Source organism: Pseudomonas sp. GW823-FHT06E10, assembly GCF_058794995.1.
The window spans coordinates 95,106-117,143 of record NZ_JBXAHJ010000018.1 but is presented as its reverse complement, the minus strand read 5'-3'; the positions used below and the strand labels follow the sequence as shown (position 1 = coordinate 117,143).

Here is a 22,038-nt window from a genome sequence, read left to right as displayed (position 1 = left end):
TAGCCAATCTTTCAGAAGTCGAGGAGGCCATTGGCGGTGCCTTCCTGGCTGTTGGTGGAAACGCGGGGGTGATGGGTTTCACTCTTCACTTTTGGTGAGTTCATTGCCGTCATCGCGAGCAAGCTCGCTCCCACGTTTGATCGCATTCCCCTGTGGGAGCGAGCTTGCTCCGGGCGGCGATCCGACGATCCGCGCAGCGGCCATTCACACCCGACTGCGCAACCATCGCAGGAAGCCCTTTTTCTCCACCGCCACCGGTAGGTCCTGAGTCAGGGTTTTCGCTTTTTGCAGTCGATAATCGAGCAAGGCCTGCATTGCATCGTTGATCTCGTGACGGGCATCCAGGCACGGCTTGAGGTATGACTTTTCGATGCGGTACAGGCCACTGAATGTCTTGGCGGTAAACTGCGCAGGCAGCGCGCTGTCGGTGAGAATACCTGCCTCGCCGAACACCTCCCCCGGCCCCATGCGTCCGGATTCGTATGGCGCCCCGTGACGCATCAAGGTCACCGAGATCACGCCGGATTCGATAATGAACAAGTGATCGCTGACCTGCCCCGCTTCCAGGATCACCTCCCCGGCGCGAAAGGTTTGCAGGGTCATGTTCTGGCTGAAGGTGTCTTTCTCTTCCTGGCGCAAGGTTGAGAAAATCGGCGAGCTGTCGAGCAACGCGCGTTTGCGAGTCGAGTTGACCGGCGGACTGGGCTCCACGCTCGACAACAAACTGACCCCGGATGCCTGCAAGTGCCGATAGGCCAGATCGTACAGCTGGTTGCGCACTGAACGTTTCTCGTCCATCGACGCGACAAAGCCGCTGATTTCGTAGACCACTCCGGTGTTGCTGGCGGTTTTCAGGCCGACGCTTGGCGACGGCGTATCGAGCAACGCACGACAACCTTGAATGGCCCGCTCCAAAGCATCGATCACCGTGTTCGGCCGCGCGTGGGGGCTCACTTCCAACGAAACGGAAATGCCGAACATATCGCTCGGCCGACTGAAATTGATGATCTTGGCCTTGGCTGCCAGGGAGTTGGGAATCACCGCCATGCAACCCTGGGAGGTCTGCAGGCGCGTGGCACGCCAGTCGATGTCGGTGACCCGGCCCTCCATGCCATCGATGGAGATGTAGTCATCGAGTTGATAGGGCTTGGTGGTGTTCAGGACGATCCCGGAAAACACGTCACTGAGGGTACTTTGCAAGGCCAGCCCGACGATGATCGCCAACGCACCGGACGTCGCCAGCACGCCCTTGACCGGCAGATCGAGCACATAGGCCAGGGCGGCAATGACCGCGATCAGGAAAATCACCGCACCGAGCAGATCCTGAAGCAATCGCCCGGTGTGCCCGACCCGTTGCATCATCACCGCGCCGATCAGCACGGTCAGGGTCCGCGCGCCGAACAACCACCAGCCGATCTGCAAGCCAGTGGCCGCCAGATGCAAGGGTACGTTGTCAGCCCAGGGCGGCGGCTCCATCGGGTTCAGGCCTTCGTTGAACAACAGCAGGCTGAACAACGAAAAAATCACCACCCGTACCAATAGCCGCCAGGCGCTGCCAAGTGCACTGAGCAAGTACCACAACCCAAGATCGATCAGGATCAGCGCCATCGCGCAAATCAGCGGGTGTTCGGTGAGCAATGACAGCATCAAGCAACTCCAGCCAGGGCCAATAACGCGAAGATCGCATGGATTGGCCTCAGTGTAGGAGCATTTGATTTGGCGGGATGAACACCCTCCCAAAAACACCACAAAACCAATGTGGGAGCGGGCTTGCTCGCGAAAGCGGTATAACAGTCAACACATAGGTTGAAAGTTAAGCAGCCTTCGCGAGCAAGCCCGCTCCCACAGGGGGGATGAGTGATGCCGAAGTTACTTGCTATTGGCCAGTGTGCTGTAGCTGGTCATCAGGTTGCGGTAATCCGGAATATGGTTGGAGAACAGCGTGCCCAATCCTTCGATGTCGTTGCGCCAGTCGCGGTGCAGTTCACAGGCCAGGCCGAACCAGGTCATCAGTTGCGCGCCCTGAGCGGTCATACGGTGCCACGCCGATTCGCGGGTCAGTTCGTTGAAGGTGCCGGACGCGTCGGTGACCACGAACACGTCAAAACCTTCGGCCAGCGCCGAAAGCGCCGGGAATGCCACACACACCTCCGTCACCACACCGGCGATGATCAGTTGTTTCTTGCCAGTGGCCTTGATCGCCTTGACGAAATCTTCGTTGTCCCAGGCGTTGATCTGGCCCGGGCGAGCGATGTACGGCGCGTCGGGAAAGAGTGCCTTGAGTTCGGGCACCAGCGGTCCGTTGGGACCGGTTTCGAAACTGGTGGTGAGGATGGTCGGCAGCTTGAAGTACTTGGCCAGGTCAGCCAGCGCCAGCACGTTGTTCTTGAATCGATCCGGATCGATGTCGCGCACCAGAGACAGCAGGCCCGCCTGATGATCAACCATCAAAACCGCGGCGTTGTCCTTGTCCAGACGCTTGTAGGAAGAAGTCATTGCAGTAGTCCTCGCATGTTATCGATGCCGATTGGAAATCGGCGTGGGGTAACCGGTTAGCGCTGGGAGTCCAGCGCTTCGTGTTCGTTCGCCACTTGCTGGGCCTTGAGGTAGCTCTCGATCAGCAACTGATAATGCGGCATGGCCTGGGCGTAGACAGCGGCCCACTGCTCGGCGTCCGGGCGGTTCCACGAACCTTGCAGCTCAGAGAGCGTAGCCATGATGTCGATCGGCACCACCCCGGCCTGGGCCAGACGGGCAACGGTCAGATCAGTGGCCAGTTTCGAGTGGTTGCCGGAGGCGTCGACCACGGCAAACACCTTGTAGCCCTCATGCACGGCGGCGATGGACGGGAACGCCAGGCACACGCTGGTCAAGGTGCCGGCGATCACCAGGGTTTTCTTGCCGGTGGCTTTGACCGCCGCGTGAAACTCCGGGTTGTCCCAGGCGTTGATTTCACCTTTGCGCGCCACGTACTGCGCATGGGGCGCGGCCTCGTGGATTTCCGGGATCAACGGCCCGTTCGGCCCCTGGGGAACGGAAGCAGTGGTGATCACCGGCATCTTGAGCAGGGTCGCGGCCTTGGCCAGGGCAATGGCGTTGGCGCGCAATTGGGGCACGTCCATGTCCTTGACGATCTGGAACAGCCCGCTCTGGTGATCGATCAACAGCATTGCGCTGTCGTTGGGGTCGATGGTCGGTTTCTGGCCGTTGAAGTTGGCCGCGTAGACAGTGTTCATGTGCGTTTCCTCTTTCTTTTGGGCAATAGCCATCCCTGGCCTGAAAACCGGCCTACTCATCCTGTGTAGAGTCGGGTGTAAAAGCGTTGCGAACTAAGCGTGCATCCGGCCGAAGCGACCGGACTGGAAGTCGGCGAAGGCCTGGTGGATTTCTTGCTCGGTGTTCATCACGAACGGCCCGTGGCCGACGATCGGCTCGTCTATCGGCTCGCCGCTGAGCAACAGCACCACCGCGTCTTCGCTGGCTTCGAGGCTCACCTGATCGCCCTTGCGGTCGAACAGGGCCAGTTGTCCCTGGCGCACCGATTCCAGGCCGTTGACCTGAACCGTGCCACGCAGAACCACCAGCGCGGTATTGCGCCCTTCATGCAGGTCAAGGGTGAGCAACTTGCCGGCATTCAAACGAATGTCCCACACGTCGACTGGGGTGAAGGTGCGCGCCGGGCCTTTGTGGCCATCGAACTCTCCGGCGATCAGGCGCAGGCTGCCGACGTTGTCCTTCAAGGGGATGGCCGGGATGTCACGGTCGAGAATCGTCTGGTAGCCGGGGTCGGCCATTTTGTCCCTGGCCGGCAGGTTGACCCACAGTTGCACCATCTCCAGGGTGCCGCCGCTCTTGGCGAAACCTTCGGAGTGAAACTCTTCATGCAGGATCCCCGAGGCAGCGGTCATCCATTGCACATCGCCAGGGCCGATCTTGCCGCCACTGCCGGTGGAGTCCCGGTGCTCCAGTTCGCCCTTGTAAACGATAGTCACGGTTTCGAAGCCACGATGAGGATGCTGACCAACGCCACGCCGTTCGGTGGTCGGGGTGAATTCAGCGGGGCCGGCATGATCCAGCATCAGGAACGGGCTGATGTGTTTGCCCAGGTTGTCGTAGGAAAACAGCGTGCGAACCGGAAAACCGTCGCCAACCCAATGGGTCCGTGGACTGGTGTAGATACCGATGATGTTTTTCATGGTGTCTCCTGGTGAGGTGAGTGAAGCCATGGACAAAGCTTAAAACCGTGACCTTTGCTGCGCTAGACTGCAAAAATCAGCTTTAGCGTTCTATCTGGAGAACGATGGTGGAAGACCTCAACACCCTCTACTACTTCACCCAAGTGGTGGAGCATCACGGTTTCGCCGCGGCCGGCCGGGCACTGGACATGCCAAAGTCCAAGCTCAGCCGACGCATTGCCGAGCTTGAAGAACGTCTCGGCGTGCGCCTGCTGCACCGCACCAGTCGGCATTGCTCATTGACGGAAATCGGCCAGGCCTATTACCAGCGCTGCCTGGCCATGCGGGTGGAGGCGGAAAGCGCCGCCGAACTGATCGAACGCAATCGCTCCGAGCCTCAGGGCCTGGTGCGTGTCAGTTGCCCGACGGCGCTGCTCAATTCCTGGGTCGGGCCGATGCTGACCCGCTACATGCTCAAGTACCCGCTGGTGGAGTTGTTCATCGAGAGTACCAACCGCCGGGTCGACTTGATCCATGAGGGTTTCGACATTGCCCTGCGGGTACGTTTCCCCCCGCTGGAAAACACCGACATGGTGATGAAGGTGCTGGGCAACAGCACCCAGAGCGTGGTCGGCAGCCCGGCCTTTTTATCGCGCCTGTCGACACCGGCCTCCCCGGCCGACCTCTGCGGCTTGCCGAGCCTGCACTGGGGCGCGGCGCAGCGTGAATATCAGTGGGAACTGTTCGGGGCCGATGGCAGCACCGCGATGATCCGGCATGCACCGCGTATGGTCACCGATGACCTGTTGGCCTTGCGCCATGCGGCGGTCGCCGGGATCGGCATCGTGCACCTGCCCAGTGTGGTGGTGCGCGATGAAATCGCTGCCGGGCAACTGGTGGAACTGGTGCCGGGCTGGGCACCGAAAAGCGGTGTCATCCATGCGATCTTCCCCTCGCGTCGGGGCCTGCTGCCTTCGGTGCGCACGTTGATCGATTTTCTCGGGGAGGAGTTCAGCCGCAGTGATATTGCTTAAGGGCGGGGTAAGGCTTTGGACCGAGTCGCCGCCTTCGCGAGCAAGCCCGCTCCCACAGGGATTCACTGCGTCCACAGCATTTGTGTACGACCCGGATCATTGTGGGAGCGAGCTTGCTCGCGATGGCGCCAGACCAGACACCTTCAATACATCGGTCTGCCCCGATTCTTGATTTCCGGTAAACATTGCTTTGCCAATCCAGCGGTTTTTCTCACGGATACAGGCGCCGATACTGCCGCCCATTCCCACTGCAACCTCTGGAGTCTTCAATGTCTATTCCCGCTTTCGGCCTGGGTACGTTTCGCCTGCAAGGCCAGGTGGTCATCGATTCGGTGAGCACCGCCCTGGCGCTTGGCTACCGGGTGATCGATACCGCACAAATCTACGAGAACGAAGCCGACGTCGGCGAGGCTATCGCCGCCAGCGGCATCGCCCGGGAAGAGTTGTTCATCACCAGCAAGATCTGGGTCGCCAACCTGGCCGGTGATCGTCTGATCGACAGCTTGAAGGAAAGCCTGCGCAAACTGCAGACCGACTACCTGGACCTGACCCTGATCCACTGGCCGTCGCCGGATGATCAGGTGCCGGTCGAAGAATTCATGGGCGCCCTGCTCGAAGCCAAACACCTGGGCCTGACCCGGCAGATCGGCGTGTCCAACTTCACCATCGACCTGATGAAACAGGCGATCGCCGCCACGGGTGCCGCGCACATCGCTACCCACCAGATCGAACTGCACCCTTACCTGCAAAACCGGGAGGTCGTCGATTTCGCACGCAGCCAGGGCATCGGCATCACCTCGTACATGACCCTGGCTTACGGTGAAGTCCTCAAGGATCCGCTCATCCAGCAGATCGCCGATCGTCTGCACGCGACACCGGCGCAGGTCACCCTGGCCTGGGCCATGCAATCGGGTTACGCCGTGATCCCGTCTTCCACTCGCCGGGCCAACCTTGAAAGCAACTTGAAGGCTCGCGAGCTGACCTTGAGCGAAGCCGACATGGCGTTGATCGAAACGCTGGATCGCGGCCACCGCTTGACCAGCCCGAAAGGCATCGCACCGAACTGGGATTGAGCCTCAATCCTGCTCCAGATGCCGGTCCAGGCGGGCCATGGCTTGCTGTAGCTGGTCGACGGCGTCGTCGATCAGTGCCCCGCGGCCGTCATTGCACGCCTGCTCCAGTTGTTCGCAACACTCGACCAGGGCAAGCGCTCGCACCATCAGCGCCCCGCCCTTGATCCGGTGTGCCAGTTCCTGCAAGCCCGGGCGATTGCCGCCGGCATGCAAGGCCAGTAAATGCACGCGATCCTCGCGGTTGCTCAGCGCCAGATCGTGCAACAGTTGATCGATCAGCTCACGGTCCGCATCCGCAAAGCGCTCCAGCCCGCTCAAATCGAATTCGGCGACGCCTGGATCGTCGATTGCCGTTGAGGGTGCGCTGGAAAACCGCTGGGCCAGCCACGCCTGCAAATCCACCAGGCGAATGGGTTTGAACAGGCAATCGTTCATGCCCGCCGCCTGGCATCGGACCTTCTCCTCGGCCTGCGCATTGGCGGTAAAGCCCAGAATCAGCGTCGGCGACAGCCCCTGCACCCGCTCTTGCGCACGTATCGCACCCGCCAATTCGTAACCACTGAGCACCGGCATGTTGCAGTCGGTGATGACCAGATCGAACCCTTGCCCGCGCCACTGTTCAAGCCCCTGCGCCCCGTCTTCAGCCAGCACCACGCGATGGCCCAGGTAGCTCAGCTGCCGCGAGAGCAACAGGCGATTGGCCGGATAATCGTCGACCACCAGAATCGACAACGCCCGGGTCGTGAGCTGCGCCGGATCCAGGGGCTTGCCCCCCGCGGGTAACGCTTGCAGGGCGGGCAGCACCAGGCTGATGTCCACCCGCGTCCCATGCCCAGGCTGACTGTCGAGTTGCAACCGGCCGCCCATCATTTCGCACAGGATACGACTGATCACCAGACCCAGGCCGGATCCTTGCCGGGCGCTCTGCTGGCTGTTGCCCGCCTGCACGAAAGGGCTGAACAGGCGTTGCTGGTCGAAAGCGCTGATACCGATGCCGCTGTCCTCGATCTGTACGCTGACGGCGAGGTGCGCCGGGGCTTGAGGTCGCACTCCCAGCGTCAGCTTCACCTGGCCTTCCCGGGTGAACTTGATCGCATTGCTCAGCAGATTGGACAGCACCTGTTTGAAGCGCGTGGGGTCGAGCATCACGTCACAGTCACTGTGTTCGTCGAGCTCGACCCGCCACTGCAGATTCTTCTGCACCGCCAGCCCTTCGAAAACCCGGCAGACCGACGTCACCAGCGCCTGCAGATTGACCCGCTCCGGCGCCAGCGACAAATGCCCGGATTCGATCCGCGCGACGTCCAGAATGTCGCCGATCAAATCCAGCAACTGCTGCCCGGCGTTGGACGCCACTTCGATGGCGGCGCGGTCGGTCTCCCCTTCATCGGCCCGTTTCAGCGCCAGTTCGAGCATGCCGATCAAGGCGTTCATCGGCGTGCGGATTTCATGGCTCATGGTGGCCAGGAACGTGGTCTTGGCCCGGTTGGCGTCGTCCGCCGCGTCCTTGGCTTCCTGCAGTTGTCCGAGCAATTGCTGACGCTGGCGAATCTGGCGCCGCTGCCAGACGATCCCGGCCAACGCGAGCAACAGCAAGACACCCGCCACTGCAAACGCCTTCACGATCGCCTGCCGGTGTCGCAACCAGTAACTCTGCTCGACCATCGAGTCATAGCGCCAGGGCTGGGTCAGCTCGTCAATTTCTTCGGGAGGGATGCTCAACAGCGCCTTGTCCAGGATCGAATGCAGCTCAGTGGCCTCGCGACTGGTTGCCAGGGTGCTTCGTGCAGGGTCGGTGCCCACGGTGCTGGTCACTTGCAGGCGATCGCGATACTGCCGGGAAATCAGGTAACGGGCACTGATCAAGGAGTTGATGCCGCCGTGGGTCTTGCCTTCGGCGACCATTTCCATGGCGTCCGTCGACAATGGTGCATCCACCAGCTGGATCAGCGGGTAATGCTGGAGAAGGTACTCGCCGACAATGTTGCCCTGGGTCAGTGCCAGGGTTCGCCCTGCCATGTCATCCAGTGTCCTGGGGCTGTCCGCGGCCACGCGGGTCACCAGCACCGAAGGGCTGCTCAGGAACGCCCGGGTGAACAGCAATTGATCTTCACGCTGGGAACTGAGGCCGATACCGGCCAGCACATCGATCTGCCCGCTCCTGATGCCGGTCATCATCTCGGCCACCGATTTCATGCCCCGGATGTCGAATTGCAAGCCGGTGCGCAAACTGATTTTCGTCAGCACATCGACGCCAATACCGCGGAACTTGCCTTCGCTGTCGATAAATGAAATCGGCGGAATGCTTTCGTTGATCGCGACCCTCACCCGTGGGTGGCGTTCGAGCCAGCGTTGTTCGGCCACGCTCAATTGCAATGACTGGGTGCCGGGGATAGACACCCCGTTTGCCCCCCAACGACGCAGGATGTTCATTTGTTCATTGGTGGTGATGGCCGCCAGCGCCTTGTTGACGATGCGCAACAGCGAATCGTTGTCGCGGGCCATCGCAAAGGCAAAACGCCCGGACTCCATGGGCGAGAAGTCCGTCAGGTGTACGTTGTTCAGGTAATTTCTGCTGATCAGGTAATGGGCATTGATCGCATCGCCCAGGTAGACATCGGCCTGGCCGAAAGCCACGGCGCCCATCGCCGCCAATGTCGAAGGAAACAGCTGGACCTGCGCCCTGGAATAGAACTGTTGCACGCTGTATTCGGGCAGGTAGTGATACAGCATCACCAGCCGCTTGCCGGCCAGTGTCGGGTCGCGCACCGGAGGGAAATCGGTGCGCGTGACCAGCACCGGTTGATCGACCGCGTACGCGCTGGACATCTGTAACTGTGGATCTTCGGCTTCAAATCGATTGGCCGTTCCCAGCAGGTCTGCCTGCCCTTCCTTGATGGCCTGCACCGCGTCGGCCCGCGACGGATAACGTTGGACCTCAATGACGACGTTCAGCAATTGTTCGAGCAAGCCGGCGTAATCGGCTGTCAGGCCTTCGAATACCTTGCCCGCCGTGTTGAACTCGAAGGGGGGATAGTCCGGCGCCGAGACAGCCAGCACCAATCGGCCCTTTTGCTGTAGCCAGCGCGACTCGGTTTCCGACAACCTGACGCTCAGGCCTTCGACACTCGAGCGTCCCAACAGGGTCAACGACTGTTGTGCACAGACCGTTGATGCCCAGAGAAGAAGGCCGATCAGTACCCCACCTGCCAGTCGTCGGAGTGCGTTCATTCAGATCAGATGATTGCGCAGGGCGAAATCCCTCAAGTGCACCGACGAGTTCACGTTGAGCTTGAGGGTGAGTCGGGTCTTGTAGGTACTGACGGTCTTGTAGCTCAGGTGCATGATCTCGGCGATTTCGAGGTTTTTCGACCCCCGGGCCAGGTACTGCAGGATGGTCAACTCACGATTGGACAGCCTGTCGATCAACTGCTTTTCGCTGCGTTGCAACTCCCCCATCGACACGGAACTGGAGGGAATCTGAGCGAAATAGGTGTAGCCGGCCATCACGCAATTCACCGCCGCCTTCAGGTCATCCAGGTCCTTGCTCTTGCAAACATAGGCAACAGCCCCGGCACGCATGCAGCGGTCCTGATAGAACTGGGCCTCCAGCGAGGTGAACACCACCACGCGACATCGCATCTTTTCGGTCTTGATACGGTCCATCACCTCAAGCCCCGCCACACCGGGAAGGCCCAGATCAAGCAGCACGACATCCGGTTGATGCTCCCGGATCAACGTCAGGACCTTATCGCCACGGCAGGCCTCGTAAATCCGCTTGAACCCTTCGCCCTTGAGTACGAGTTTGATCATGGAGCGAACCACCGGATGATCTTCCGCAATCAGTGCTGACTTCATGACATCTCCCGTGCAAACCAACACGATCGGGCAAAAAATGCCCTCCAGGCACCGCAGCGGTTGGACACAACGCTGCGCATAGACTTTTGCATGGAAGGCTGCAAAGAACTACCTGACAGAAATGACAGTTCCGACAAACGGTAGCCGACGATCGACAGCGCTCATCAGCTGCGTAATGCACACCAGGTCAGGCAGGGCAGTCCGGCTGACCTGGACGTTGCCCGCGACGGGCGGCAACGGCGTCTGCTGTTCATTGAAGATAAACGCGTGATGAACCTGCGGGTTGTCGGCAAAAAAACTCAACAGGTCCAGCCCTTCGCTGGCCATCGCCCCGTTGATAAGCACCAGGTCCAAAGGCTCGCAACCGTACTCCACCAGTGGCAGGAGCTCGTCGAGGCTCTGCACCGGTGCTACGCGAAAGTAGCCGAGCTGATTGAACAGTCGCTCGATCCGCAGGCGGTTGAAGTGCTGCGCATCGGCGATCAGGATGCGCAAGGATTTGTTCGGCATGGTGACCTCCAAAAGGATGTCGATTTCAAGAGGTCGCAAAGCCTACGGAAGACCTTCCTGGGTTTATGTAGGAATTTTCCTAAATAAAAGCCGGTTAGTCTGACGCTTGCCAGGGAAACCTTGGCCCTTACTCCGTGGTACTCGGACTCCAGAACGCCTGCACCACCAGGGTCGAGGTCGAAATCCGTGCCACCAGCGCATCCAGCTCATCACCATCGACCGAAGTGGTGGCCAGGGTGGCTTCGATTTCAATTTCATCCGTGCCGAAGGCGTGCACATCGACATCGCTGGCCGGGTAGTTACTGCGTTCCAGCTCGGCTTCGAGCAAGGCCAGCACGGCTTTCTGCTGCGTGCGTCGGGCAATGACATAGACGATGTTGGTGACCTCCGCCGAAATCACATCCAGCGGCTGACGGTTGATGTTGTTGACGATCGGCCGCAGCAAGGTGTTGGCCGCGAGCACAAACAAGGTGCCAAGCAACGCCTCGGCCAGCAGGTCGGCACCGGCGCAGGCACCGACTGCCGCCGAGGTCCAGAGCGTGGCGGCCGTGTTGAGACCGCGCACGTTGCCCTCTTCGCGCATGATCACCCCGGCACCGAGAAAGCCGATGCCGGAAACTACATAAGCTACGACCCGCACGGCACCTTCGGCACCGGCGAGACGGTTGGCCATGTCGACGAAAATCGCCGCGCCCACCGCCACCAGCACGTTGGTGCGCAGGCCGGCGGTGCGCTGCCGGTACTGGCGCTCGAAACCGATCAGGCCACCGAGGATGAAGGCCGCGCTGAGGCTGACCAGGGTGTCGAGCAGGGAGGTCAGGTTGAGGTTGTTCAGTGCTTGCATGATGAATCCTTTGAAAAACACACGATCCCCTGTGGGAGCGAGCTTGCTCGCGATGGCGGTGTATCAGTTGACATGGATATCGACTGACACTCAGTCATCGCGAGCAAGCTCGCTCCCACAGGGGTTGCGTCGATTGGCCAGCCTCGCGGCTTTATTGCCAGCCAAACCGGCGAATGTAGAACCCCTTCACCGCCTGGGTCAGCGCCATGTACGCCAGCAGGATCACCGGCAGGAACACGAAATACAGCGAAGGCAACGCCTGCAATTTGAAGTAATGGGCCAACGGTCCCATCGGCAGGAAAATCCCCACGGCCATGATCAGCCCGGTCATCACCAGCAAGGGCATGGCCGCGCGGCTTTGCAGGAACGGGATTTTCGGCGTGCGGATCATGTGCACGATCAGCGTCTGGGTCAGCAGCCCGACCACGAACCAGCCGGACTGGAACAGGGTCTGGTGATCCGGGGTGTTGGCATCGAACACGTACCACATCAAGGCGAACGTGGTGATGTCGAAGATCGAACTGATCGGCCCGAAAAACAGCATGAAGCGCCCGACATCCGCCGGCTGCCAGCGCTGCGGTTGCTTGAGCATTTCGTCATCGACGTTATCGAACGGAATGGCGATCTGCGAAATGTCATAGAGCAGGTTCTGCACCAGCAGGTGCATCGGCAGCATCGGCAGGAACGGGATGAACGCACTGGCCACCAGCACCGAGAACACGTTGCCGAAGTTCGAACTGGCGGTCATCTTGATGTACTTGAGCATGTTGGCGAAGGTCCGGCGCCCTTCCAGCACACCCTCCTCCAGCACCATCAGGCTCTTTTCCAGCAGGATGATATCGGCCGCTTCTTTGGCGATGTCCACGGCGCTGTCCACCGAAATACCGATGTCGGCGGTACGCAGGGCCGGGGCGTCATTGATGCCGTCGCCCATGAAACCGACCACATGGCCGTTGCCCTTGAGCAGACGGACAATGCGCTCCTTGTGCGAGGGCGTCAGTTTGGCGAAGACGTTGGTGGTCTCCACGGCTTTCGCCAGTTCGGCGTCGCTCATGCGTTCGATGTCATTGCCCATCAGCAGGCCCTGCTGCTCCAGGCCGACTTCGCGGCAGATTTTCGCCGTCACCAGTTCGTTATCGCCGGTCAGCACTTTCACCGCCACGCCATGGGCGGCCAGGGCCTTGATGGCCGGTGCGGTGCTTTCTTTCGGCGGATCGAGAAATGCCACGTAACCGATCAGCGTCAGTGCCTGTTCGTCGGCCAGGCTGTAGGTATCGCGGCCTTCGACCATTGGCCGTGCCGCTACCGCAACCACCCGCAGGCCCTCGGCGTTGAACGTGGCCGTGACCTGACGGATGCGCGCCAGCAGTTCTTCGGTCAAGGCTTCATCGACTTCGCCATGACGCACCCGCGAGCACACCGCCAGCACCTCTTCCACCGCGCCCTTGCAGATCAGCAAGTGCGGTTGATCGCGCTCGGCGACCACCACCGACATGCGCCGGCGGGTGAAGTCGAACGGGATCTCGTCGACCTTGCGAAACGCCGTGCCGACCTTCAGTTCACGGTGGATCTCGACGTGTTCGAGCACCGCCACATCCAGCAGGTTTTTCAGGCCGGTCTGGTAGTAGCTGTTGAGGTAGGCCATTTCCAGCACGTCATCGGAGTCATGGCCCCAGACATCGACGTTACGCGCCAGGAAGATCTTGTCCTGGGTCAGGGTGCCGGTCTTGTCGGTGCACAGCACGTCCATGGCGCCGAAGTTCTGGATAGCGTCGAGGCGTTTGACGATGACTTTCTTGCGCGACAGGAACACCGCGCCCTTGGCCAGGGTCGAGGTGACGATCATCGGCAGCATTTCCGGGGTCAGGCCCACGGCGATCGACAGCGCGAACAGCAGCGCTTCGGTCCAGTCGCCCTTGGTGAAACCGTTGATGAACAACACCAGCGGCGCCATCACGAACATGAAGCGGATCAGCAGCCAGCTGACTTTGTTGACCCCGGTCTGGAACGAAGTCGGTGCCCGGTCGGTGGCGCCGACCCGCTGGGCCAGGGCACCGAAATAGGTGCTGTTGCCGGTGGTGAGAATCACCGCCATGGCCGTGCCGGACACCACGTTGGTGCCCATGAACAGGATGTTGTCCAGGTCCAGGGGATTGAGCGTGTCACGGTCCTGCTGGCGGGGAAACTTTTCCACCGGCATCGATTCGCCGGTCATGGCAGCCTGGCTGACGAACAGGTCCTTGGCGCTGAGCACCCGGCAATCGGCGGGAATCATGTCGCCGGCAGACAACACGATCAGATCGCCCGGCACCAGGTGCCTGATCGGCAATTCGATACGCTGCGCGCCGCGGTCCTCAAGGTCCCGGCGCATCACCGTGGCGGTGTTGCTGACCATCGCCTTGAGAGCATCGGCGGCCTGGTTGGATTTGGTTTCCTGCCAGAAACGCAGGAAGGTCGAGAGCACCACCATGGAGAAAATCACGACGGCGGCTTTCATGTCTTCGGTCAGCCAGGAGATGACCGCCAGCAACGTCAGCAGCAGGTTGAACGGATTCTTGTAGCAGTGCCACAGGTGCGTCCACCAAGGCAGTGGTTGTTCGTGCTCGACTTCATTGAGGCCGAACTGCTCGCGCAAGGCATCGGCTTCAAGCTCGCTCAAGCCATCGGTGTGACTGCCCAGGGTGTTGAGCAATTGACCCGTGTCGCTGCCGGCAGCGGCCACCAGGGTTTGCGCCAGGCTGGGCGGGACTTCACGGCTGACCGTGGTGTCGGTGAAGGTTTCCAGCAACGCCAGGCTACGGAAGTGCCGGGCGATGTGACGGTTACGCAGGAAGCCTGCGAAGAATTCCTTGAGGTTAAGTTTCATGGCTGGTGCCCCTTTGGTCAGCCGGGAAACCGTCGAGCAGGCGAGTCCACGCCTCTTGCGCCGGAACAACCGGCAAAGCAAGGCCTGGCACGCCGGTCACGAATGACAGGCGTGTCGATAGAGCGGCGGCCACGACAACAAGTCGAAACCACGCACTGTTCAGCGTCGATGAGAGGGACGTCGGGACACGGCCAGGACGGGCCATGATCGGGATGCCGCTGCTCGCTTGTCGGCGAGACAACGGCACAGGAGACTGCGCGTTATCTTGCCGAGAAAATGCCGGTTACCGAGACCGGCCGACAACTGTCACTCGAACAAGTACCCACTGTGGGTCTCCGTAATGGATGAAAACGCGCGAAGCTTACGCCCCGAAGTTTGGAGAGTAAACCCGCTATAAAAGCTTGCCGGGGGGAATCGCGGGGTTCTTCAGGAAGGGTTCAGGATTGAGTGTTTTGGGTGACTTCAGTGGCCCCATCGTCGGAACGCCGCCCGGACCAAGCTCGCTCCCACATTGGAATGCGGTTCCCTGTGGGAGCGAGCTTGCTCGCGATGGCGGCCTTTTAGTCGCCGCAGGACTCAGCTGGCAGTGGCCAACAACAAATCCACCACCGACCGGCCATGCCCGCGATGCTTGCCGTGTTCATACAGCGAGCCGGCAATTTCATCGGCGCGAATCGGCAGGATCGACAGCAAGGTGTCGCTCAGCCCATGGCTGGCCTGGCAAAAGCCCTGCATGTAGAGGCCGGCCTTGCAGCGTTCATCGGTGATCAGTTTGTAGTTGCGATCGACCTCGAAATCACCCAGGTACTCTTCGAGCGGTGCCAGCAGCTTGCGGTGCATCTGCCGCTCGTAACCGGTGGCCAGCACCACAGCGTCGTAGTGACGCACCGAGACTTCGCCGGTGGCGTTGTTGCGCAACACCAGTTCGATGCCCCGTTCGTTGGCGGTGGCCTTTTCGATGGTGGTCAGGGTGCGGAACGCATGACGGGCGATGCCCGAGACCTTCTGCCGATAGAAGATGCCGTAGATTCGCTCGATCAGATCGATGTCCACCACCGAGTAGTTGGTGTTGTGGTACTCGTTCACCAGGCGCTCGCGCTCGCTGCTTGGCTGCTGGAACACCAGGTCAGTGAACTCCGGGGAAAACACTTCGTTGACGAAGGGGCTGTCGTCGGCCGGCTTGAGTGCCGAGCCGCGCAGGATCATGTCCACCTGCACCGATGGGAAGCTGTCGTTCAAATCGATGAAGGCCTCTGCCGCGCTCTGCCCGCCTCCGATGATCGCGATGCTCATCGGCCGGTTGTCCACGCACGGCTGCTTGGCCATCTGCGCCAGGTACTGGGAGTGATGGAACACCCGGCCGTCATCCCTGAGTGCCTTGAATACCTCGGGAATACGTGGCGTGCCACCGGCGCTGACCACCACCGACCGGGTGGTGCGCACCTGCTGATGCCCGGTCGCATCGCGGGAAATCACCCGCAACGCCTCGACCTGATGGTTGTGCAGCACCGGCTCGATGGTCAGCACTTCTTCGCCGTAGCGGCTTTGCGCGGTGAACTGCCCGGCGACCCAACGCAGATAGTCGTTGTACTCCATGCGGCACGGATAGAAGGTGCCCAGGTTGATGAAGTCCACCAGGCGCCCGTGGGCCTTGAGGTAATTGACGAACGAGTAAGGGCTGGTCGGATTGCGCAGGGTCACCAGGTCCTTGAGGAAGGAAATCTGCAACTCGCTCTGGGTCACCAGGGTGTTGCCGTGCCAGCGGTAGTCGGCCTGCTTGTCGAGAAACAGCACATCCAGGTTGCCCTGGCTCGCCCCGCGCTCTTGCAGCGCGATGGCCAGTGCCAGGTTCGAGGGGCCGAAACCGACGCCGATCAGGTCGTGAACGAGGGGCGATGCAATTGCCTGTGTCATTTCCAGTGTCCTCTGGATGTTCCCCTCAAAGGCGGGGGCATTGAACCTAAGTGACCTGACCCACCAAGGGCCGCACAACAGGTCGTCTGTTGAGTAGGAACGAGGACCGTGAAAAAAAATTTAACCGCGCAGGCTCACTGGGTGTCCCACTGTCGCATCCGTATACGGCAATGCTTCATGGCATTGACAATGTGCTTCTCGACCATTGCCCGGGAAATGCCCAGTTGCTCGGCAATTTGCGGATGGGACAGGCCTTCGATCTTGCGCAGCAGGAAACTCTCGCGGCACAACCTCGGCAACTCCGCCAGGGCACACTGGAGCATTTCCAGACGCTGGCCATGATCGAGCACGTTATGCGGCGAAGGGGTGAAATAGCGCTCTTCATTGTCGAGCACCTCAAGAGGTTCGGCCTGACGCAGGGTGTTGCGCCGATGGTCGTCGATAACCAGGTTGAGGGCGGTGCGATAAAGGAACGCCCGGGGCTGCTCGATCGGCGTATCACTGGAACGCTCCAGGACCCGCAGATAAGCGTCATGCACCACATCTTCGGCCACCTGACGGTTGCCCAGCCTGGCGTTCAGGAAACACACCAGTTCGCGATAGTAGTTTTCCAACATGACTCCCGTCCGCACGGGGGTGCGGTTTCTGTCCTTGAGCCCTTTGCGTGACCGTTGAAATAAGCAGTGGCACGATAATGGCAGTTCGAGTCGCGTAATTTATAGTAATTCTCATATAGATTTAAAGTACTGCTTCAACTTGCCTGGTATTTAGTCACAAACCCTGTAGGAGCGAGCTTGCTTGCGAAGGCATCAAGGACAACGTGTTGACCCAGACAGCACGCGTTATCGTTGACGTCCATCGCGAGCAAGCTCGCTCCTACATTAGTTTTTGTCAGCACCTAAATTCCCCGGCGCTTTCTACGTTTACAGGACAGCTCCCCGTCCCTGTCCGGCCCTGCCGGCAGCGTTCAGCCATCGACCTGCTGCTGAACGACGGGCCGATTTCCTAGGCCGGAACCCTGCATGAAACGTCCCCGACAGACCCGACGCGCCCTGCTTGCAGCATTTTGTCTGATCCCCGTGGTAGCCGTCGCCGCCTGGCAGTTCATCCCGCCGGGCCGCGACGGGCTCGTCACCGTTCAGGTCAGCCGCACCGACATTGAAAGCAGCGTCACGGCATTGGGCACCCTGCAACCGCGGCGCTATGTCGACGTCGGCGCCCAGGCCTCCGGGCAGATCCACAAGATTCACGTGGAAGTCGGCGACGTGGTCAAGGAAGGCCAGTTGCTGGTGGAAATCGACCCGTCCACGCAACAGGCCAAACTCGATGCCGGGCGCTTCTCCATCGAAAACCTCAAGGCGCAGCTGCAGGAGCAGCGAGCGCAGCACGACCTGGCCCGGCAGAAACACCAGCGTCAACAGAACCTGGCCGCCGGCGGCGCCACCCGTGAAGAAGACGTGCAGACCGCCCAGGCCGAACTGCGCGCCACCCAGGCACGGGTCGACATGTTCCAGGCGCAGATCCGCCAGGCCGAAGCCAGCCTGCGCAGCGATCAGGCGGAGCTCGGCTACACGCGAATTTATGCGCCGATGGCCGGCACCGTGGTGGCGCTGGATGCCCGGGTCGGCCAGACCCTCAACGCCCAGCAGCAAACGCCGCTGATCCTGCGCATCGCCAAGCTGTCGCCGATGACCGTGTGGGCCGAGGTCTCGGAGGCCGACATCGGCCACGTCAAACCCGGCATGCACGCCTGGTTCACCACCCTTAGCGGCGGCACCCGGCGCTGGACCAGCACCGTGCGGCAAATCCTCCCCGTTCCGCCCAAGCCGCTGGACCAGACCAGCCAGGGCGGCGGCAGCCCCGCCAGCACCAGCAAAAGCGGGAGTGCCCGCGTGGTGCTGTACACCGTATTGTTGGACGTCGACAACGCCGACAACGCCTTGATGGCGGAAATGACCACCCAGGTATTTTTCGTCGCCAATCAGGCGCAGAACGTTCTCACCGCGCCCATCGCCGCCCTGCAGGCAGGCCCGCAGACAGACCGGCAGACCGCGCAAGTGGTCGCCAGCAACGGCAGCATCGAGCAGCGCAACGTGCGCACCGGCATCAGCGACCGCCTGCGGGTGCAGATCCTCGATGGCCTGCAGGAGGGCGATCACCTGTTGATCGGCCCGATCGACGGGAGTGGCGGCTGAATGCACACGCCCCTGATCGACCTTTCGGACATCCGCAAAGCCTACGGCGGTGGCGACGCGCCTGAAGTCCATGTGCTGCGCGGCATCGACCTGTCGATCCATGCCGGGGAGTTCGTGGCAATCGTCGGCGCTTCCGGCTCCGGCAAATCGACGCTGATGAACATCCTCGGCTGCCTCGACCGCCCGACCTCGGGCGAATACCGCTTCGCCGGGGAAAACGTCGCGGCGCTGGACAGTGACGAACTGGCCTGGCTGCGTCGTGAAGCCTTCGGTTTTGTGTTCCAGGGCTACCACCTGATTCCCTCCGGTTCGGCCCAGGAAAACGTCGAGATGCCGGCCATCTACGCAGGCACCCCAGCCGCTGAACGCCACGCTCGCGCCGCCGCCCTGCTCGACCGTCTCGGCCTGGCTTCGCGCACCGGCAACCGCCCCCATCAACTCTCCGGCGGGCAGCAGCAACGGGTGTCGATTGCCCGCGCATTGATGAATGGCGGCCACATCATCCTGGCTGACGAACCCACCGGTGCCCTCGACAGCCACAGCGGCGCCGAGGTCATGGCCCTGCTCGACGAACTGGCCAGCCAGGGCCACGTGGTGATCCTCATCACCCACGACCGCGAAGTGGCGGCCCGGGCCAAACGCATCATTGAAATTCGCGACGGCGAGATCATCAGCGACAGCGCCCGGGACAATCCCACCGCGCAAAACTCTGCCAACCCCGGCGCCCTGCAAGCCGTCGATTTGCGCAAGCGCCTGAGCGAAGGCGCCGAAGCCACCGGCGCCTGGAAAGGCGAATTGGTCGATGCCGTGCATGCGGCGTGGCGAGTGATGTGGATCAACAAGTTCCGCACCGCGCTGACCTTGCTCGGCATCATCATAGGCGTCGCCTCGGTGGTGGTGATGCTGGCCGTGGGCGAAGGCAGCAAGCGCCAGGTGATGGCGCAAATGGGCGCGTTCGGTTCCAACATCATTTACCTCAGCGGCTCGGCGCCCAACCCGCGCACGCCCATGGGCATCGTCACCCTCGATGAGGTCGCCGCGATTGCCAGCTTGCCCCAGGTGATGCGGATCATGCCGGTCAACGGCCAGGAGGCCGGGGTGCGCTTTGGCAACCTTGATCACATGAGCTACGTCGGCGGCAACGACACCAACTTCCCGGCGATTTTCAACTGGCCGGTGGTCGAAGGCAGCTACTTCACCCACGCCGATGAACAGAACGCCGCGGCGGTCGCGGTGATCGGGCACAAGGTGCGGACCAAATTGCTCAAGGACGTGGCCAACCCGATCGGCCAGTACATCCTGATCGAAAACGTACCCTTCCAGGTGGTCGGCGTGCTCGCGGAAAAAGGCGCCAGCTCCGGCGACTCCGACAGCGACGACCGTATCGCCATCCCCTACTCCGCCGCGAGCGTGCGCCTGTTCGGCACCCACAATCCCGAGTACATCGCCATCGCCGCCGCCGACGCGCGCAAGGTCAAGGAAACCGAAAAAGCCATCGAGCAACTGATGCTGCGCCTGCACGACGGCAAGCGAGACTTCGAACTGACCAACAACGCGGCGATGATCCAGGCCGAGGCGCGCACGCAAAACACCCTGTCGCTGATGCTCGGCTCGATTGCGGCCATTTCGCTGCTGGTGGGCGGGATCGGCGTGATGAACATCATGCTCATGACTGTGCGCGAGCGGACTCGCGAGATCGGTATCCGCATGGCCACCGGTGCCCGCCAGCGCGACATCCTGCGCCAGTTCCTCACCGAAGCGGTGATGCTCTCGGTGGTGGGCGGCCTCACCGGGATAGCCCTGGCGCTGATCGTCGGTGGCGTGCTGATTTTCATTGAAGTCGCTGTCGCGTTCTCCCTGATAGCGGTGCTGGGTGCCTTCGGCTGCGCCCTGGTCACCGGTGTCGTTTTCGGCTACATGCCGGCCCGCAAGGCTGCCCGACTCGACCCGGTCACGGCCCTTACCAGTGAATGATCGATTGATGAAGCCGCCACTCAGTGTGTTAACCCTGTGCCTGTTGCTCGGCGCCTGCGGCACCCCGCCACAGCGCCCCGACAGCGGCGTCCAGCCGCCGGCTGCCTGGCAATCCCGGCACACCGCAGGCGCTGTCCATGACAACCAGCAATGGTGGAACCGCTTCGGCAGCCCGCAACTGGGTCGCCTGATCGAACAGGCGCGGCTCGGCAGTTACGACCTGGCCGCGGCCATCGCCAGAGTGCGCCAGGCCCAGGCCGACACGGTGATTGCCGGCGGCTCGCAACTGCCCGAAGTCAAGGCTGGGGTCAACGCCAACCGCCAGAAATTGCTGCGCGGCAGCGGCTACAGCCAGCTCGATGCCGACAGCGATAACGACGCCGTCGACTACTTCACGGCGAACCTGGTTGCCAGCTACGAAATCGATTTCTGGGGTGGCCAGCGGGCCAACCGCGACAGCGCGCAATTCAGTCTCAAAGCCAGCGAGTTCGATCAGGCCACCGTGGAACTGACGTTGCTCAGCGGTGTGGCCAACGGTTACGCGCAAGCCTTGTCGTTGCAGGAGCAGAGCCGCATCGCCGAGTTGAATCTGGCCAATGCCCAAAGCGTGTTGAAACTGGTGCAGACCCGTTTCGATTCGGGTTCGGCCACAGCCCTGGAACTGGCACAGCAAAAAAGCCTGGTGGCGGCGCAGCAACGCCAGCTACCGCTGGTGCAGCAACAGGCCGAAGATGCACGGATCAGCCTCGCCGCCCTGCTCGGCCGCCCGGTTCAGGCGCTGTCGCTGGGGCAGGAACGCTTCGATCAACTGACCTGGCCTGCGATTGACGCCGGGGTACCCAGCCAGTTGCTCAGCCGCCGTCCGGACATTGCCCGGGCCGAGGCGCAACTGGCCGCGGCCCAGGCCGACGTCACCGTCGCCCGGGCCGCGATGCTGCCGACCGTGACCCTCACCGCCGAAATCGGCTCCGGTGCCGACCGGGCCGACGACATCCTGCGCAGCCCCTTCTACAACCTCACCGCCGGGCTGCTTGCGCCGGTGTTCAACAACGGCCGCCTCGGCGCCCAGCGCGACAAGGCCACGGCGCGTCAGCAAGAACTGCTGGAAACCTATCGCAGCGCGATCATCAACGGCTTCGCCGACGTCGAAAAAGCCCTCAACAGCATTCGCGGACTGGATGAGCAGCGCGGGTGGCAGAGTGAAGAACTGAGCCAGGCGCAGACCGCCTTCAATATCGCGCAAAGCCGTTATCAGGCCGGGGCCGAGGATTTGCTGACGGTGCTGGAGACCCAGCGCACCCTGTACGCGGCGCAGGATTTGAACGTGCAGCTGCGGTTGTCGCGGATGCAGGCGAGTATTGCCCTGTACAAGGCGCTTGGGGGTGGGTGGCAAGTCTTGTAGTTGCTGGGCCTGTCAGGACGCCATCGCGAGCAAGCTCGCTCCCACAGGTCATGCGTCGTGCCCGGATCATGCGGCAAACACAAAACCCTGTGGGAGCGGGCTTGCCCGCGAAGGGGCCGGCACATCCAACATCAACATTGCCTGGCAGGACGCCTTCGCGAGCAAGCTCGCTCCCACAGTGGATCGTCAGTGA

Annotated in this window: 16 protein-coding genes; 5 read left to right on the top strand and 11 right to left on the bottom strand. The window is 61.5% G+C overall.

Annotated features, from left to right (window positions below; translation table 11 throughout):
* Positions 1 to 204: 204 nt before the first annotated feature.
* The 4 genes from AC1Q6Y_RS24620 to AC1Q6Y_RS24605 form a co-directional block, all read right to left on the bottom strand.
* Positions 205 to 1,647, bottom strand: coding sequence for a mechanosensitive ion channel domain-containing protein (locus AC1Q6Y_RS24620; RefSeq protein WP_492625352.1), 1,443 nt, complete (start codon positions 1,645 to 1,647; stop codon positions 205 to 207).
* A gap of 222 nt (positions 1,648 to 1,869) precedes the next feature.
* The gene (gene ycaC / locus AC1Q6Y_RS24615) at positions 1,870 to 2,496 is read right to left on the bottom strand and encodes an isochorismate family cysteine hydrolase YcaC (RefSeq protein WP_057713962.1); all 627 of its coding nucleotides are present in this window, start codon (positions 2,494 to 2,496) and stop codon (positions 1,870 to 1,872) included.
* Between the two features lie 56 nt (positions 2,497 to 2,552).
* On the bottom strand, positions 2,553 to 3,236 hold the full coding sequence (locus AC1Q6Y_RS24610) for an isochorismatase family protein (protein ID WP_008049795.1): 684 nt from the start codon (positions 3,234 to 3,236) through the stop codon (positions 2,553 to 2,555).
* Between the two features lie 93 nt (positions 3,237 to 3,329).
* Positions 3,330 to 4,196, bottom strand: coding sequence for a pirin family protein (locus tag AC1Q6Y_RS24605; protein WP_492625351.1), 867 nt, complete (start codon positions 4,194 to 4,196; stop codon positions 3,330 to 3,332).
* 104 nt (positions 4,197 to 4,300) lie between these two features.
* Between AC1Q6Y_RS24605 and AC1Q6Y_RS24600 the strand changes: the two genes are divergently transcribed.
* A complete protein-coding gene (locus AC1Q6Y_RS24600; protein WP_492625350.1) occupies positions 4,301 to 5,209 on the top strand; it encodes a LysR family transcriptional regulator in 909 nt (302 codons plus the stop codon).
* 269 nt (positions 5,210 to 5,478) lie between these two features.
* Positions 5,479 to 6,282 (top strand): 2,5-didehydrogluconate reductase DkgB, encoded by an 804-nt coding sequence (gene dkgB / locus AC1Q6Y_RS24595; protein ID WP_492625349.1) that lies wholly within the window; start codon positions 5,479 to 5,481, stop codon positions 6,280 to 6,282.
* 3 nt (positions 6,283 to 6,285) lie between these two features.
* On the opposite strand, the gene AC1Q6Y_RS24590 is transcribed toward dkgB, so the two are convergent.
* From AC1Q6Y_RS24590 to AC1Q6Y_RS24560, 7 genes are all read right to left on the bottom strand, one after another.
* Complete coding sequence (locus AC1Q6Y_RS24590) at positions 6,286 to 9,513, bottom strand: transporter substrate-binding domain-containing protein (RefSeq protein WP_492625348.1); 3,228 nt, start codon at positions 9,511 to 9,513, stop codon at positions 6,286 to 6,288.
* Entirely contained in the window at positions 9,514 to 10,140 is a 627-nt protein-coding gene (locus AC1Q6Y_RS24585) for a response regulator transcription factor (protein WP_057713957.1), read from the bottom strand.
* Between the two features lie 108 nt (positions 10,141 to 10,248).
* Entirely contained in the window at positions 10,249 to 10,650 is a 402-nt protein-coding gene (locus tag AC1Q6Y_RS24580; RefSeq protein ID WP_349735383.1) for an ANTAR domain-containing protein, read from the bottom strand.
* Positions 10,651 to 10,777: 127 nt separating this feature from the next.
* A complete protein-coding gene (locus tag AC1Q6Y_RS24575) occupies positions 10,778 to 11,494 on the bottom strand; it encodes an MgtC/SapB family protein (RefSeq protein ID WP_057713955.1) in 717 nt (238 codons plus the stop codon).
* A gap of 151 nt (positions 11,495 to 11,645) precedes the next feature.
* Complete coding sequence (mgtA, locus tag AC1Q6Y_RS24570; protein ID WP_407515750.1) at positions 11,646 to 14,360, bottom strand: magnesium-translocating P-type ATPase; 2,715 nt, start codon at positions 14,358 to 14,360, stop codon at positions 11,646 to 11,648.
* 576 nt (positions 14,361 to 14,936) lie between these two features.
* Positions 14,937 to 16,274, bottom strand: a complete 1,338-nt coding sequence (locus AC1Q6Y_RS24565) for a lysine N(6)-hydroxylase/L-ornithine N(5)-oxygenase family protein (protein ID WP_057713953.1) — start codon at positions 16,272 to 16,274, stop codon at positions 14,937 to 14,939.
* Between the two features lie 134 nt (positions 16,275 to 16,408).
* Positions 16,409 to 16,891, bottom strand: coding sequence for a sigma-70 family RNA polymerase sigma factor (locus tag AC1Q6Y_RS24560; RefSeq protein ID WP_057713952.1), 483 nt, complete (start codon positions 16,889 to 16,891; stop codon positions 16,409 to 16,411).
* A 405-nt stretch (positions 16,892 to 17,296) separates the two neighbouring features.
* Here AC1Q6Y_RS24560 and AC1Q6Y_RS24555 point away from each other — a divergent pair, with 405 nt between their 5' ends.
* The 3 genes from AC1Q6Y_RS24555 to AC1Q6Y_RS24545 are packed head-to-tail and all read left to right on the top strand — an operon-like array spanning position 17,297 to position 21,845.
* Positions 17,297 to 18,469 (top strand): efflux RND transporter periplasmic adaptor subunit, encoded by a 1,173-nt coding sequence (locus AC1Q6Y_RS24555; RefSeq protein WP_492625347.1) that lies wholly within the window; start codon positions 17,297 to 17,299, stop codon positions 18,467 to 18,469.
* Positions 18,470 to 20,443: a MacB family efflux pump subunit gene (locus tag AC1Q6Y_RS24550; protein WP_492625346.1), complete on the top strand. Its 1,974-nt coding sequence runs from the start codon at positions 18,470 to 18,472 to the stop codon at positions 20,441 to 20,443.
* Between the two features lie 7 nt (positions 20,444 to 20,450).
* Positions 20,451 to 21,845: an efflux transporter outer membrane subunit gene (locus AC1Q6Y_RS24545; protein ID WP_492625345.1), complete on the top strand. Its 1,395-nt coding sequence runs from the start codon at positions 20,451 to 20,453 to the stop codon at positions 21,843 to 21,845.
* Positions 21,846 to 22,038: the final 193 nt, after the last annotated feature.